18 protein-coding genes are annotated in these 12,729 nt (G+C 37.8%); 1 reads left to right on the top strand and 17 read right to left on the bottom strand.

Features of this window, described 5'->3' with window-relative positions:
• Positions 1–15 precede the first annotated feature (15 nt).
• Genes spoIIIAD through spoIIIAA form a run of 4 tightly spaced genes read right to left on the bottom strand, consistent with a single transcriptional unit; the run spans position 16 to position 2,076 of the window.
• Positions 16–465: a stage III sporulation protein AD gene (gene spoIIIAD, locus RTR43_RS10945; protein WP_248735516.1), complete on the bottom strand. Its 450-nt coding sequence runs from the start codon at positions 463–465 to the stop codon at positions 16–18.
• Positions 422–625 (bottom strand): stage III sporulation protein AC, encoded by a 204-nt coding sequence (gene spoIIIAC, locus RTR43_RS10940; RefSeq protein WP_007084610.1) that lies wholly within the window; start codon positions 623–625, stop codon positions 422–424. The genes spoIIIAD and spoIIIAC overlap by 44 nt, the downstream gene beginning before the upstream one ends.
• A gap of 11 nt (positions 626–636) precedes the next feature.
• Positions 637–1,152, bottom strand: a complete 516-nt coding sequence (gene spoIIIAB, locus RTR43_RS10935) for a stage III sporulation protein SpoIIIAB (protein WP_248735517.1) — start codon at positions 1,150–1,152, stop codon at positions 637–639.
• Positions 1,153–2,076: a stage III sporulation protein AA gene (gene spoIIIAA, locus RTR43_RS10930; protein WP_248735518.1), complete on the bottom strand. Its 924-nt coding sequence runs from the start codon at positions 2,074–2,076 to the stop codon at positions 1,153–1,155. It lies immediately after the preceding gene.
• 228 nt (positions 2,077–2,304) lie between these two features.
• Here spoIIIAA and RTR43_RS10925 point away from each other — a divergent pair, with 228 nt between their 5' ends.
• Positions 2,305–2,979, top strand: coding sequence for an SIMPL domain-containing protein (locus RTR43_RS10925; protein WP_312471796.1), 675 nt, complete (start codon positions 2,305–2,307; stop codon positions 2,977–2,979).
• Between the two features lie 48 nt (positions 2,980–3,027).
• Here the strand turns inward: RTR43_RS10925 and RTR43_RS10920 are convergent, their stop codons facing one another.
• The 13 genes from RTR43_RS10920 to RTR43_RS10860 form a co-directional block, all read right to left on the bottom strand.
• Positions 3,028–3,537 carry a TlpA family protein disulfide reductase gene (locus tag RTR43_RS10920; protein WP_312471795.1) on the bottom strand — a complete coding sequence of 170 codons (510 nt, stop codon included), beginning with the start codon at positions 3,535–3,537 and terminating at the stop codon, positions 3,028–3,030.
• Positions 3,538–3,602: 65 nt separating this feature from the next.
• A complete protein-coding gene (locus RTR43_RS10915; protein WP_248735521.1) occupies positions 3,603–3,734 on the bottom strand; it encodes a CcmD family protein in 132 nt (43 codons plus the stop codon).
• Between the two features lie 13 nt (positions 3,735–3,747).
• Positions 3,748–4,509: a cytochrome c biogenesis protein gene (locus RTR43_RS10910; protein WP_312471793.1), complete on the bottom strand. Its 762-nt coding sequence runs from the start codon at positions 4,507–4,509 to the stop codon at positions 3,748–3,750.
• A 3-nt stretch (positions 4,510–4,512) separates the two neighbouring features.
• On the bottom strand, positions 4,513–5,193 hold the full coding sequence (locus RTR43_RS10905) for a heme exporter protein CcmB (RefSeq protein WP_248735523.1): 681 nt from the start codon (positions 5,191–5,193) through the stop codon (positions 4,513–4,515).
• Positions 5,190–5,894 (bottom strand): ABC transporter ATP-binding protein, encoded by a 705-nt coding sequence (locus RTR43_RS10900; RefSeq protein WP_312471792.1) that lies wholly within the window; start codon positions 5,892–5,894, stop codon positions 5,190–5,192. The genes RTR43_RS10905 and RTR43_RS10900 overlap by 4 nt, the downstream gene beginning before the upstream one ends.
• Before the next feature lie 20 nt (positions 5,895–5,914).
• Positions 5,915–6,910: a hypothetical protein gene (locus tag RTR43_RS10895; RefSeq protein WP_312471791.1), complete on the bottom strand. Its 996-nt coding sequence runs from the start codon at positions 6,908–6,910 to the stop codon at positions 5,915–5,917.
• Positions 6,907–7,281, bottom strand: a complete 375-nt coding sequence (locus tag RTR43_RS10890) for a hypothetical protein (RefSeq protein ID WP_312471789.1) — start codon at positions 7,279–7,281, stop codon at positions 6,907–6,909. The genes RTR43_RS10895 and RTR43_RS10890 overlap by 4 nt, the downstream gene beginning before the upstream one ends.
• A 13-nt stretch (positions 7,282–7,294) precedes the next feature.
• Positions 7,295–7,798: a cytochrome c-type biogenesis protein CcmH gene (locus RTR43_RS10885; RefSeq protein ID WP_312471786.1), complete on the bottom strand. Its 504-nt coding sequence runs from the start codon at positions 7,796–7,798 to the stop codon at positions 7,295–7,297.
• Between the two features lies 1 nt (position 7,799).
• Positions 7,800–9,782: a heme lyase CcmF/NrfE family subunit gene (locus RTR43_RS10880; RefSeq protein WP_312471785.1), complete on the bottom strand. Its 1,983-nt coding sequence runs from the start codon at positions 9,780–9,782 to the stop codon at positions 7,800–7,802.
• 25 nt (positions 9,783–9,807) lie between these two features.
• Complete coding sequence (locus RTR43_RS10875; RefSeq protein ID WP_312471783.1) at positions 9,808–10,260, bottom strand: cytochrome c maturation protein CcmE; 453 nt, start codon at positions 10,258–10,260, stop codon at positions 9,808–9,810.
• 13 nt (positions 10,261–10,273) lie between these two features.
• Positions 10,274–11,332, bottom strand: coding sequence for a hypothetical protein (locus RTR43_RS10870; protein WP_312471781.1), 1,059 nt, complete (start codon positions 11,330–11,332; stop codon positions 10,274–10,276).
• 288 nt (positions 11,333–11,620) lie between these two features.
• Positions 11,621–12,304 (bottom strand): c-type cytochrome, encoded by a 684-nt coding sequence (locus RTR43_RS10865; protein ID WP_312471779.1) that lies wholly within the window; start codon positions 12,302–12,304, stop codon positions 11,621–11,623.
• Positions 12,305–12,314: 10 nt separating this feature from the next.
• Positions 12,315–12,728 carry a PCYCGC motif-containing (lipo)protein gene (locus RTR43_RS10860; RefSeq protein ID WP_396954562.1) on the bottom strand — a complete coding sequence of 138 codons (414 nt, stop codon included), beginning with the start codon at positions 12,726–12,728 and terminating at the stop codon, positions 12,315–12,317.
• Position 12,729 lies beyond the last annotated feature (1 nt).

The raw sequence follows: 12,729 nt of genomic DNA, 5'->3' as shown, positions 1-12,729 counted from the left end.
TTCTTTAAGGCCTCATTAGCTCGGAATTAGTTTGATAATAGTTTCGATTAATACGGTTAGAATTGGGATCGCCATGGCTAAAATAATTATTTTTCCTGCTAATTCAATTTTCGAGGCGAGTGCTCCTTGACCAGCATCTTTGGTAATTTGCGCCGCAAATTCGGCAATATAAGCAATTCCAATGATTTTTAAAATGGTTTCAACATAAACCATATTCACTTTTGCATTCACTGCTAACTTTTCTAGCATATGGATAATTTCAAAAATCTTATCCACTAAAAAGAGAAAAATAACACAGCCGACAAAAACGACTAAAAGAAAGGCAAAATTAGGTTTTTGCTCTTTAATGATTAAAGCAAGAAAAGTTGCGATGAGAGCTACACCGACTATTTTGATGATTTCAATAGTAGAGCCCCCCTTTCTATTGAAACAAAAAGACTGATTTAATTTTCTGGAAAAGGTCATCCACTATTGACGCAACCTGAAATAAAATATAGATAAACCCGAATAGAGTAACCCATTGGGCGTATTCCTTTTTTCCAACTTGGTCAAGAACAGTATGCAGAAAGGCAACGACTATTCCTACACCGGCAATCTTAAAAATAATATCTACTTCTAAACCCATTGCTTTTCCCCCTAAAATAATAAAATTATCAGTAATAATCCCGATAAGAAGCCAAGGCTCTTTACCATTTTTTCATATTTTGCCTGCCGGTCGATGGCGTCTGCTTCTTCTCTTTCTAGATGAGAAAGAGTTAGCATAATATGTTTTTGTTGGGAAAAGCGATCATGGCGGCCAAGAGTTTCCCCAAATTGCTTCATAATTTCAAATTCTCCCTGTTTTAAAGCTGTTTTCTTCCAAACCTCTTTTAAACTAGTTTCCCAGGCTTCCTTTACCGTTGTCTCTGTGTCTGTTAGCTTCTTCCCAAATGCTTCAAAAAATGTTGAAAGTGGCTTTGAGAGCTGAACAGCTAATCTCCGAGCTGCTTCATGCAATGGCGTGTGGCTATACATTATCTCAGCCTCAAGGGACTGCAGGGCCGATCTTAACGCCCTTAGCTGCTTGGGGCGTTCGCTAAAATTTCGCGCTGCCTCAAACCCCGTCCAAGTCGTCGCAACAATAATGATGATCGCACCAATTAACTTAATCATTTATGTCACTCTCACTTTTTGCTTCAATTCATGTCCATTTGCATCGAGAATATAGGTAATGGTTCCAGGCCCAGATGCCCTGCTAAGAATCACAAACCGCTCAAAAATTCTTTGGTCAATAATATCTCTCAGCGATGGCCGGTTTCTTATTTCTTCCATGCTCGTCCCATGTGTGGTCATGATTAGTTTTATTCCTGCATGTACGGCCTCTTGGATGGCCTCTGCATCTTCCTTGCGGCCAATTTCGTCGACAATTAAGACATCCGGGCTCATTGAGCGAATCATCATCATCATTCCTTCAGCCTTTGGACAGGCATCCAACACATCCAGCCGATGGCCAAAGGTCAATTGAGGAACTCCATTGACACATCCTGCAATTTCACTCCGTTCATCAACAATTCCTACTTTCCTTGCCTGAATGCCTTTAACTCGATCCCCGGATGATATGATTCTCGCTATATCACGCAACAGAGTTGTTTTCCCTGTTTGTGGTGGTCCAATAACCATCGTATGCATCCAGTTTTTATGGAAAATATAAGGAATTATTGGTTCGGCAATTCCTACCTTTTCCCTAGCAATCCTTATGTTAAAAGAGGAAATATCCCTAATCGCCTTGACCTTTCCCTCTTCAAGTATGACTTTACCAGCCAGCCCAATACGATGTCCGCCAGAAACGGTAATATATCCGCGTTTGAGCTCTTCCTCAAGCGTATAAATGGAGAAATGGCTTATTTTATTCATTAAATGAAAAGCATCTTCGGGCTGAATAAGATAAGACAAAAATCTTGGTGCTCCTTTTAGCGTCATTTCAATCGGTCGGTTAATGCGGATGCGGATTTCCTCTAATTCTTCTTTTTCGTTAGGAGGGATTTGGCTAATTAGGTCAGTAATTTTTTTGGGTAAAAAGTTAAGAATCGTTTCCACGAGAGCTTCCTCCTTGTTTTTTGCCTTTCTCATTATTTAAAATGTATGCCTGCTTGGACACAATATGACTTTCAAATCTGTTAATTCTTTTAAAAAATATCCTTTCATTCTATTTTTTTTGCACTTTTTTACTAGATTACATAAAAGAATTTTGAAAATGGAACATATACAGAGGTCTCGCCGTATTTTATAGTGAGCTTGAAGGTTAAGGAGGAAGGAAGAAAGAAGATGTATTATAATCAGCCGCCACCTCATAATGGGCTTCAAGGCCAGGATTCCTATTTGATAAAAGTAACCGGGGACGGAGAACTGGCAGTACAACCTGACTCGGCTTCCGTCAACTTAGGGATCATTACTGAAAATAAGGAACTGCTAGCGGCTCAGCAGCGAAATTCACAAGAATCAAAAAAAGTCATCCACTCCCTTTTATCACTTGGGATTCCTCAAAACCATATCCAAACATTCGATTACCGCATTGAATCAGATTACGATTATGAGCAGGGAAAACAAATTTTTCGCGGCTATAAAATAACTCATATTTTACAGATACAATTAGAGGATTTATCTTTGATAGGAAAGGTAGTCGACACTGGGGTTCAAAACGGAGTAAACTATGTATCAAACGTACAATTTAAAGCAAAAAATAAAGACTCCTATTACCAGAAGGCCCTTACTTTAGCAATAAATAATGCGATTGAAAAGGCGAAAACGATTGCGGGTACATTAAATGTGACCCTATTTCCCATTCCTAGTTTAGTCATCGAAGGGGGAGGCGTCGTCCAGCCTTTTTATCATCAACCGGAAACACTTGTAAAGGGGATTAGTTCCACGCAATTTGAACCCGGACAAATACTGGTGAAGGCCAATATTACAGCTGAATTTCATTATAAACCGAAATATTAGAAAAAGGATTGAACCGTAGCTTGATGGTTCAATCCTTTTTGCGGAAAATTATTTATCATATTTCTTTGCCCAATTATAAAGGGTCATTTCAGTGACTGGTCCATTATAGTGTTCTCTAATGATTCCTTTTTTATCAATCACAAAGGTTTCAGGCTGCCCAGTAACATTATACAATTTCGATACCTTGGCATTATAATCGAATAAATAGTTCATTCCTGCCTTATTGTTCTCAGTGACTTTATTAATTTTATCCTTCGTTTCACCGCGATTAATCATGAGGAGAGGATATTTATCACCATATTCCTTTTGAAAGGCTTCCAACTCTGGAAGCTCCTCCTTACAAGGGGCACACCATGATGCAAAATAATTCAAAATAACAACCTCTCCCTTATAATCTGAGAGTTTGGTGTTACTTCCAGTTAAATTAGGTAGGTCAAAATTATAAGCCTTATCACCCACATCTGTATGCTTGCCTTTTGTTACTAGACTATATCCAAAAAAGCCAAACATTCCTACAATAAGAATCAATACGAGTAATTTGATGACTCGCTGGTTCATCGTATTTCCCCCTGACACCCGTAAGGTTTTCTGCAAAAGGCCTGTTTAATCAACAGGCCAATTTTTCATTTATCAAGCTGCTTTAAAAACTCAATTTCTTTTTTAAGCTTGTTGTGCTTTTTACCGATAATAAACATATAGCCAAAAATAACCACCCATGCCACTGAATAAGCTGCAAACATATATTCATAATTCATGATAAGAATCCTCCTATTTCTCTAATTCTTCTCTTAATTTTTCTTTATAGCGGTCCACTTTAATTTTCATATTCTCAAAAGAAACACCCTTATTAAGAAGGTAAGCATAAAGAATGGTGAAAGCTGTAATCGTGACTAGTAATGCGACAAGCATACTACTTTCAATCCCGCCACCTTGTTGAGATGGTCCGTCACCAAAAACAATTGGATGGAATTTAGTCTGCCACCAGCGAATCGCAAAAAATACAATGGGAACGTCTGCAAAACCAATAATTCCAAAAACGGAAGCAAGTCTCGCCTTTTTATCCCAAACTCCATCCATTTGGCGAATCATAATATAGGCAATGTAGATGAAGAAAAGGATTAATGTTGTGATTAACCGTGGTTCCCAAACCCACCAAGTATTCCATGCTGATTTTGCCCAAATCGGACCTGTTGTTAATACAATGATCGTAAACACAATTCCGATTTCTGCTGATACATAAGCATAAGTGTCAAAAATTCGCTTGCGCTTGATTAAAAACAAAATACTGAATACAAAGGTGACAAAAAACGCCATGAAAGCTAGCCAAGCTGAACTTACATGAAAATAGAAGATTTTTTGTGCGGCATGCATCGTTGTTTCTTCCGCAGCAAAGATAAAGATAAAATAAAGAGAAATGAGCATGGAAATGACTGTAGCACCAAACAATATTTTTGATAAATTTGTTGATTTTGCATCAGACAACTGTGTTCCAGTAAGCACCGCTTTCTCTCGTTCGAGATTCATACTCATCACTTAAACCTCCAGCACATAATCAATTAATAAGAAACAAACAACAAAGAAGATAACATCATAAGCAGTGACCAATTGGATCCAGGCAATAGCACTTGAAAGCTTTTCCATATTCGTTAAAATAATTTTGGTAGCCTGAACCACACCGATTAATATTGGAGTTGTAATCGGGAAAAGCAAAAGCGGCAGCAGCATTTCACTGCTTTTCGAATTTGCAGCTAAAGCCGCTAAGAAGGTTCCGATAGCGATAAATCCAAAGCTTCCCAGGAATATAACTAAAACAAAATATCCAAGGCTGCCGTTAAATTTAAAATCAAATAATAAGAATAAAAACGGAATTGAAACGATTTCAACGACAAGCATCATCGCAAAATTGGCTAAGAATTTCCCTAAATAAATGCTTGAAGACTCCATTGGTGCTACTAGTAAACCTTGCATCGTGTCATTTCGTTGCTCCGAAATGAACGATCGATTCAGACCTAAAATACCAGCAAACACGATAATCACCCAAATGACTCCTGGAATGACAGCCTTTGTTGTATTATTGGCAGGGTCAAAGGCGAAGCTAAAAACAACAATAACAAGTCCAGCGAAGATGATTTGTGTGGTAAGTATTTGTTTCGTTTTTAGCTCCGAATATAAATCCTTTTTGGCTAGAAGAAGGGCTGTTCTGAATAGATTCATGATACTCCCTCCATTTGCAGCCCATATTTTTCGGAAACAAAACCTAAGTTTCGATTTTCTATTTTAAAGTCATCGACAATCCTGCCATTTTTCACAATAATAATTCGGTCACAGATTTCTGCTGCTTGTTTGAAATCGTGTGTAACCATTAACGTTGTCGCACCTTTTTCTTTCATGGAAAGAATTACATTGTTTAAAATTGAAATTGCCCCTTGATCCAAGCCGGTATGTGGTTCGTCTAGTAGCAGGATTTCTGGATCATGGATAATCGCTCGGGCGATGGCAATCCTCTGAATCATACCGCGTGAAAAATTCTTAACCGGTTCATTTAAAAAGAAGGATAATCCTACTTCCTTTACAAGATTGCTCGCTTTTTGTTCAACATTATTTACTCCATAAATATTCCCAAAGAATACTAGATTTTCTAATGGTGAATAATGATCGTACAACAAGCTGGAATGAGGTAAATAACCTAATAATTTTTTTATTTCGATATGATCTTTTTTCAAATCTAAGCCATTTATCTTTATTAATCCTGATGTGGGCTTAATTAATGTTGCCAGCACCTTTAGAAGTGTACTTTTCCCAGCACCGTTTGGACCCAAGATGGCTACCGTTTCGCCTTTTTTTATTGAGAGGTCCACACCACGCAAGATTAGCTTATTATCAGCTTGCTTCGTTAGCTTTTTTATTTCAATCATAAGAGTCCCTCCACAAGCAATTACTCAACAAAATTACGTAAATTTAATTTCACCTGGACTAAATGTTGTTTATAAGCTTCAAGCTTTGCATGGTATTCTGCTTCTGTAAGCTTTCCATCACCAAAGGTATCTTCTAATTCTATTATTTTATCCATAATAGCTTTTTGCTTTGCCATTAAGAGCTTGAATGCTTTCTCTTCCTTATCAGATCCGAGTCTTTCCTCTTCCAACCTTGCTTTTCTTCTAAAATAGGCAAAATAGACAATTCCCGCGATGATTATTGCCCCAATAATAATCAAAAAAACATGTGGGTTAAAGCGATGTAAGGGTGACTGTGCCCACATCCTTAGGTGACCTGCATTATGGAAGGCAGGTGCCGTGTGTGTAACGGCACTATTTTTTCCGTTTTCACTAGTAGTTTGTGACTGTTTTGTTTCACTTGGAGCTGGCTGCACGTCTTTGTTATAAACAAGTGTGAACGTCTGATTTGCTTTAATGTTTTCGATACTGTATCCAAAATAATTTTGATCATCAAATTTGAAGAGGCCTTGACTTGTTGCTACTAAGCCTTTCACTTCAACGCTCCCTCTACCTTCAGGAACAAGAATTTGCATCATTTGAACCGGATAATCTCCTGTTAGATTAATTTCCGTGCCCTTTGCCATTCGATAGCTGTACGGTAGGACAACCGTTTGATTTGCTGGGACTGGTGTTGTTGTGATAAAGCCTTTGTCAACCTGTTTAAAGGCAATTTTGTTATCTAAAAAATTAAGATCCTTTGCACCCTCTGGAAGGGCAACTTTTAAGACTGCCTCATCCTTTCCATCACCCTTATATTCCTCAGCAGAGGTATTGGAATAGGTCACCATATTCATCATATTGGTTGAACCATCTTCAGCAGGACTCAAAACGATGTAGTGCATATCAACTCTAATCTTTGAATCTGATGCTGCTAAACCGTGAAACGGAATTAACAGCATCAGTCCTAGGAAGAAGACGGTGATTTTCTTGATCACTTTCCTTCCCCCTTTTTCGTCTTGTAGCTTTTCATTTGAGCTTCGATTTCTTTTTCCACTTCTGCCATTAAATCTTGGTCAACTTGAGAATCAGTCATTTGTTCTTCTTCCTTCATTATCTTGGCAACTTCTGATTCATATTGTCGCTTTAAATGTTTATAATCAGCATGGGAGATTTTATCCATTTTATATTCAAACTCTATTTCATTAAGTGTTGTCAAGAGAGCTTCTTTCGTTGTTGCTAAATCCTGCCCCTTTGCACTTACCTGTAAATAATTATCCCACTTAAATAAGGGTGATAAGATAAGAAATAGACAAGTGAGCGCCAAGGCTGCTGTAAAAATCATCGATATGATTGAGATATCATGCATTTTGTTTCACATCCTAAAGATACTTTTTGCGTTCTTCATCGATCATGGAAGAGAGGATTTCCCCTTCTACTTCATCTTCGGTGTTTTGATATTCAATGACAGGTTCTTCTGTTCTTTTTTTCTTGACCCATTTACGGATAATGATAAACAATGCAAGTGCAGCTGCTCCTAAAACAACAAAGGGAAGAACCCAAGCAGTTAAGCTAAAACCGCTTTTTTCTGGGGAAGTCAAGATTTCCTCACCATAAATATTGACATAATATTTACGGATTTTATCCTTATCCCAGCCTTTATTCATCATACCAACTAAATCTGCTTTAAACTCAGTAGTTAAATTGCATGTATTTGGGTCGCATTCATAGTGATCTTGACCACAACCGCATGTACAGGCGAACTGAGAGGCAACTGCTTTAAATTCAGCTGATTTATAGTCGAACTGTTTTGCTTCCACACGAAAGAACGAACCTTGAAAGATAAACGCAATGATAAGGAGCCCTAGACAAAATTTACTTTTCATATTAAGACACCTCTTTGCGTACTCCAGTGTATCTTGGAGTAACATTTCCATATTTCCCGTTCCAGACCGCGAACAGAGCACCGATAACAATCATAAAAGAACCAAACCATAACCAGTTCATCATTGGATTAATTTTTACAACAAAGGTAGCTTTACCGTCATCTTCCCAAGCACTAAGGACAATGTAGAGGTCTTCCTTAACCGAGGAAATGATGGCAACCTCGGATGATGGCTGGTCCCAGTTACCATAAAAGACCTTTTCCGGCTGGTAGGTACCTAGTCTTTTACCATTCTTAAAAACTGTTATGTCTGCATATACAATATCGTTGATTCCTTCTTTTTTCTGGTCAAGACGCTCGTAATTGAGACGATAATCTTTTAATTCAATGGATTGTCCTAATGCTACCGTTTTCATTGTTTCTACATCATAGTTTTGTGAACCAATAATTCCCATAGTGATAAAGGCAATTCCAAGATGAACGATATATCCTCCGTACCTGCGGCGATTTCGGATCATTAATCGGTAAAGGGCAACAAGAGGTTTTTCGTTTGTCATCTTTCTTCTTGCTTTGACTCCTCGATAAAACTCTAAGTAGTGTGTGATCAATAATAGAATGATAACCCCGTAACCAATGACTGCCCATGCTTTTTGAATGCCTAAAACGACCATTAGAATCATGCCGACGACAGCTAGAATTGCTGGAATCATGAAGTTTTTCCTGAGATTTTTTACTGTTGACCTTTGCCAAGCCAGCATCGGACAAACGGCCATAACAAACATCATCGATAATAGAATCGGTGCTTCTACTTTATTAAAGAATGGGAGCCCAACCGTTACTTTCGTCCCGCGAACCGCTTCAGATACCAACGGGAAAATCGTTCCCCAGAATACCGCAAATGCAGCGCCTACAAGTAATAGGTTGTTAACTAAGAAACTACTTTCTTTTGAAACAAAGGATTGGAATTCCCCTGCACTCCGTTTTAGTAGATTATAACGGCTCATTAACACGTATAATGCAAGGATTACTGCAACGCCCATGAAGATCAAGAAATATAATCCTAGATTTGAATTTGCGAAGGCATGAACAGATGTCAGAACGCCGCTTCGTACTAGGAAAGTACCGAATAATGTTAGTGCATATGAAACGATAATTAAACTGATATTCCATATTTTTAGCATGTTTTTCCGTTCTTGAATCATAACGGAATGCAAGAAAGCGGTTGCTGTTAACCAAGGCATAAATGATGCATTTTCAACTGGATCCCATGCCCAGTAGCCGCCCCATCCAAGCTCAACATAGGCCCATTGTCCGCCAAAGATATTTCCAAGGCTCAAGAAAAGCCAAGCAATAATCGTCCAGCGTCTTGTCATTTTAATCCAGAAATCATCGACATTTTTCAAGATTAATGCTGCCATTGCAAAGGCAAATGGGATGGCAAGGCCGACATATCCAAGGTATAGTGTCACTGGATGAATGATCATACCGGGATTTTGGAGCATTGGATTTAAGCCTTTACCTTCTAGTGGAACGGTATCTAATAGAAGGAATGGTTTTGCCACAAAACCAAGGATGAAAAAGAAGAAAACCGCGTTAGCTAGTAGGATGGCTGAAATATACGGAACCATCGGGTTTCCTTTCATCTTTCTTGAAAAAGCAATCATAATTGTGTAAAGGGTTAAGAAGAAAGTCCACAATAACAATGAACCCGCATTACCAGCCCATAGGGCGGTAAGTTTATAAATGATTGGAAGCTCACTACTTGTATAATCACTTACGTATTGATATTGGAATTGCGATGTTCCTAAAAGGTAGAACAAGGAAATCATCGCAAAGGCCGCACAAACAAATAATGCGATTAATCCACCTTTACCACTGTTAATGAGCTTTTGATTTTTTGTGCTAATCCCCAAAGTGGTAATTAGAAGTGAATAAATCGCAATGGCTAATCCTATATAAATGGTTGCGTTAGCAAATAAAAACATTTCATCACCTTCTTATGTGTGCCTGTTATTTTTCTTTCGGTGGTTGATTTAACTTATCTTTATGTGTTTCAGGGTCATAGTCTTTGCTGTCTTTTCCTTCATACTTAGATGGACATCTTGTTTTTACTGACTCCGCTTCAAAAGTATCCTTTTTTGTTGGAGATCCTTGAAGTATAGTAATAACACCTTCAGAGAAGTTATCTGGTTTTGGACCGTTATGAATCACATGCATGACATGACCTTCGTTATCTTTTACATCAAATTTCAACTCAATTTTGTCAGGATTCCATTTAATAGAGTCTTCAATTAATAATCCTTCTACGGTAACGAAATCGTCTTTATGCTGATCTTGGGTAGCCATCAATTGTTTTAGCGTCAATTCCACTCCACTTGACCCTGGAGTTGCTGCCATAAGTAGGAAAACAATAGCACCAGCAATAATAAAACCACCAAGCATGACAATCGTATTCTTTTTCATTTTTCTCACCTCATTAAAGTAATTTTTTCATTTCTTCTTCATACATTTCTTGGTCTATCTTTCCGGTTAAAAGTTTCTTGCGCAATTCCTTTTTTTCTTCAGCATTTGAAACCTTGTTGTCTTTTTTGGCAGTTGACTTATTTGGCTGATGATTTTTATGTTTTGTTCCCTTTGCTGTTGTATGAGAGGATTGAGCGTTCCCTTTCAATCCTAAGTAAACGAAAAGACCTGCAATGATAAGAGCGATCCCGATAATTGATGCCCCGCCAACTCCGATAATTGGACTTGAAGAGCTACCCTTCCCACCTTTTACAACCTGATCAGTTGCCGTACCATTGTTTACTCCTGTATGGTTTTCATCCTTTGGCGGCTGTGCCTTGTTTATGGCCTCCATTGTTGATTCAGTGCCATCTTTCTTATAGGAGAAGGAATACTTCAAGTTTTCTCCAGCTTTTACTTTATTGTATTGGTAGTAATAGAGTTCTTCGCCATATTCATTTTTGGAATTATTTGAAGCTTTAGGCTCTATCTTGATCTCCTTAGCATTCATAGGGGCATAAAAGATAACATCAAGTAGTTCGATATCACTATTATTAATGAGTTCATATGTAAAGCTCTTTTTATCTTTAACATCAATATTTTTCGTGTAGTATTCGATAACAAATTTGTATGTCTCGTTATTTTTTATCGGTTTTGCTGGTTTCCAGCTAATCATTCCCTTTTCTTTATCTACATCATATGGACGCTGTACTTCCGGTTTATTTTCTTCAGGAAATTCTGCAACTAATGCAGCCTCAAAGCCTTTTTCATTTGAAGGAACTGAAATTTCTACTTTCCCGTCATAATCCTGACCACTTTTGTTGGTAATTGTTCCATATTGTCCCACTAGAAGTGAAGGGATATCTCTTGACCAGCCCTCTGGATAATCGAATTCTGGCATAACTTGAACCTGCATTTCCTTAATCGGAAATTTCTCTGCCTGAAAGGCTGTTTCAGCATTAGCCTTCGGAATGATAAAACTAGATAAAAATGATGCAATCACGAAAAATGCCAACGACTTTTTCTTAAGCATATTAATCCTCCTTGACTTGGAAAACTCATCACTAGGAAGAACTATTTTCCACTATAGTCCTCTTTGAAATAAATATAATCGTTATTTACCACTATTTGTTGATTTACTCTTGAACATTTTGTTAAAGGATTAAAAACGTTCCTGTTTCGTCAAAAAACCACCACAAAATGTTCACAATTCAAAAAACGGAAGCCCATTTAGCGGCGAATGGACTGGAGCTAGTCGGTTATCAAAGTTCAAAGTATAGAAATTTTGAAACAAAAAAAAACCCGAACCCAATCGGTAGGTTCAAGGTGTAAGATAATCATTTATTTTTTCATTTTTGGGCTTTATTGTGCGAAGATAGCTAATAATGTCGGTTATATCCTTTTTACTTAACTGACGAGCACCTTCAAGGCCTTTTAATGACGGACCCATGCGAGTCTCTTCACGTCCATAAGCAATGCCAATCCACATCTGCTTATCAGTAGTATACTGCAAGTACTGGGGATTAGAGAGAACTGTTCCCATTTTCAATTTGCCTGCACCTGCTTCACCATGACAGTTAAGACAATACAAATTGTACTTCTTTAAACCACGCTCAGGATCACCGGAAATCGTTTTTGGAACATCAAAATCTATCTCTTTTGTTTGCCAATTTCTCATAAACGCTGTAAGATTATTCAAATCTTTTTCCTGCAATCTTGGTCCATAAGCAGGCATAGCAGTACCTTCTCTGCCATATTTCACGTAATTATATAAATCTTTATCAGATACAGCGCTTAAAAAATGCTGATTATTAATGGCTGTCCCAGCGTTTGACCCTTCTCCTTTACCGGTTTCACCGTGACAGACGAGACAATTATTGTTATAGACCTTTTCCCCAGCAGCAATAGCTTTTTCATTCTTGCTGTCAAAAATACCACTTTTTCCGATTCCGAAAATAACGACAATAATAATCAAAATATAGCTTCCGATTAATATTTTTTTCATGGGTTACTCCTTACTTGGGCTCAGGTGTTGGAGTCGGCTCCCCAAAATTTTTATATTTACCAGTAATTAGTTGATAAATTTTCTTAGGACTTTTACCATCAAGATGCATTTCTATCGCCTCCCGGGCGATATCGATACAGACGTCTCACGATATACTCATCGAATCCCATTCTTCTACAGCATTATTAGGACCCATTTTATTAATATAGCAATCAAGATTACTTTTATGACCATCCTGGGTGAAGCATCCGCAATAGCAAGGAACTTGTGCTATTACTTCTGGATATGTTGATGCTAGGATATAAGTCTCTTGAATTTTTTCAGAAGAATTCAAAACATAATCAGGTAGTGGTTTATGCTTTTTATCAAGGGTCACATCTTTAATTTTTGAGCTGCATCCTGCAGCCACGATAGCAATTAATATA

This window comes from Neobacillus sp., from assembly GCF_031988165.1.
Classification (GTDB): Bacteria; Bacillota; Bacilli; order Bacillales; family Cytobacillaceae; genus Neobacillus; species Neobacillus rhizosphaerae.
Note: the sequence above shows the minus strand (reverse complement) of the source record. Positions and strands in the feature narration are given on the sequence as shown.

Excerpts from the sequence above, each read along its gene's own strand:
- RTR43_RS10885 (WP_312471786.1), bottom strand. The coding sequence starts at position 7,798 with ATGAAAAGTAAATTTTGTCTAGGGCTCCTTATCATTGCGTTTATCTTT.
- spoIIIAB (WP_248735517.1), bottom strand. The coding sequence starts at position 1,152 with ATGATTAAGTTAATTGGTGCGATCATCATTATTGTTGCGACGACTTGG.
- RTR43_RS10915 (WP_248735521.1), bottom strand. The coding sequence starts at position 3,734 with ATGAATTATGAATATATGTTTGCAGCTTATTCAGTGGCATGGGTGGTT.
- spoIIIAD (WP_248735516.1), bottom strand. The coding sequence starts at position 465 with ATGACCTTTTCCAGAAAATTAAATCAGTCTTTTTGTTTCAATAGAAAG.
- RTR43_RS10880 (WP_312471785.1), bottom strand. The coding sequence starts at position 9,782 with ATGTTTTTATTTGCTAACGCAACCATTTATATAGGATTAGCCATTGCG.
- RTR43_RS10870 (WP_312471781.1), bottom strand. The coding sequence starts at position 11,332 with ATGCTTAAGAAAAAGTCGTTGGCATTTTTCGTGATTGCATCATTTTTA.
- RTR43_RS10890 (WP_312471789.1), bottom strand. The coding sequence starts at position 7,281 with ATGCATGATATCTCAATCATATCGATGATTTTTACAGCAGCCTTGGCG.
- RTR43_RS10865 (WP_312471779.1), bottom strand. The coding sequence starts at position 12,304 with ATGAAAAAAATATTAATCGGAAGCTATATTTTGATTATTATTGTCGTT.
- RTR43_RS10920 (WP_312471795.1), bottom strand. The coding sequence starts at position 3,537 with ATGAACCAGCGAGTCATCAAATTACTCGTATTGATTCTTATTGTAGGA.
- RTR43_RS10905 (WP_248735523.1), bottom strand. The coding sequence starts at position 5,193 with ATGAATCTATTCAGAACAGCCCTTCTTCTAGCCAAAAAGGATTTATAT.
- RTR43_RS10925 (WP_312471796.1), top strand. The coding sequence starts at position 2,305 with ATGTATTATAATCAGCCGCCACCTCATAATGGGCTTCAAGGCCAGGAT.
- RTR43_RS10875 (WP_312471783.1), bottom strand. The coding sequence starts at position 10,260 with ATGAAAAAGAATACGATTGTCATGCTTGGTGGTTTTATTATTGCTGGT.
- spoIIIAC (WP_007084610.1), bottom strand. The coding sequence starts at position 625 with ATGGGTTTAGAAGTAGATATTATTTTTAAGATTGCCGGTGTAGGAATA.
- RTR43_RS10900 (WP_312471792.1), bottom strand. The coding sequence starts at position 5,894 with ATGATTGAAATAAAAAAGCTAACGAAGCAAGCTGATAATAAGCTAATC.
- RTR43_RS10910 (WP_312471793.1), bottom strand. The coding sequence starts at position 4,509 with ATGAGTATGAATCTCGAACGAGAGAAAGCGGTGCTTACTGGAACACAG.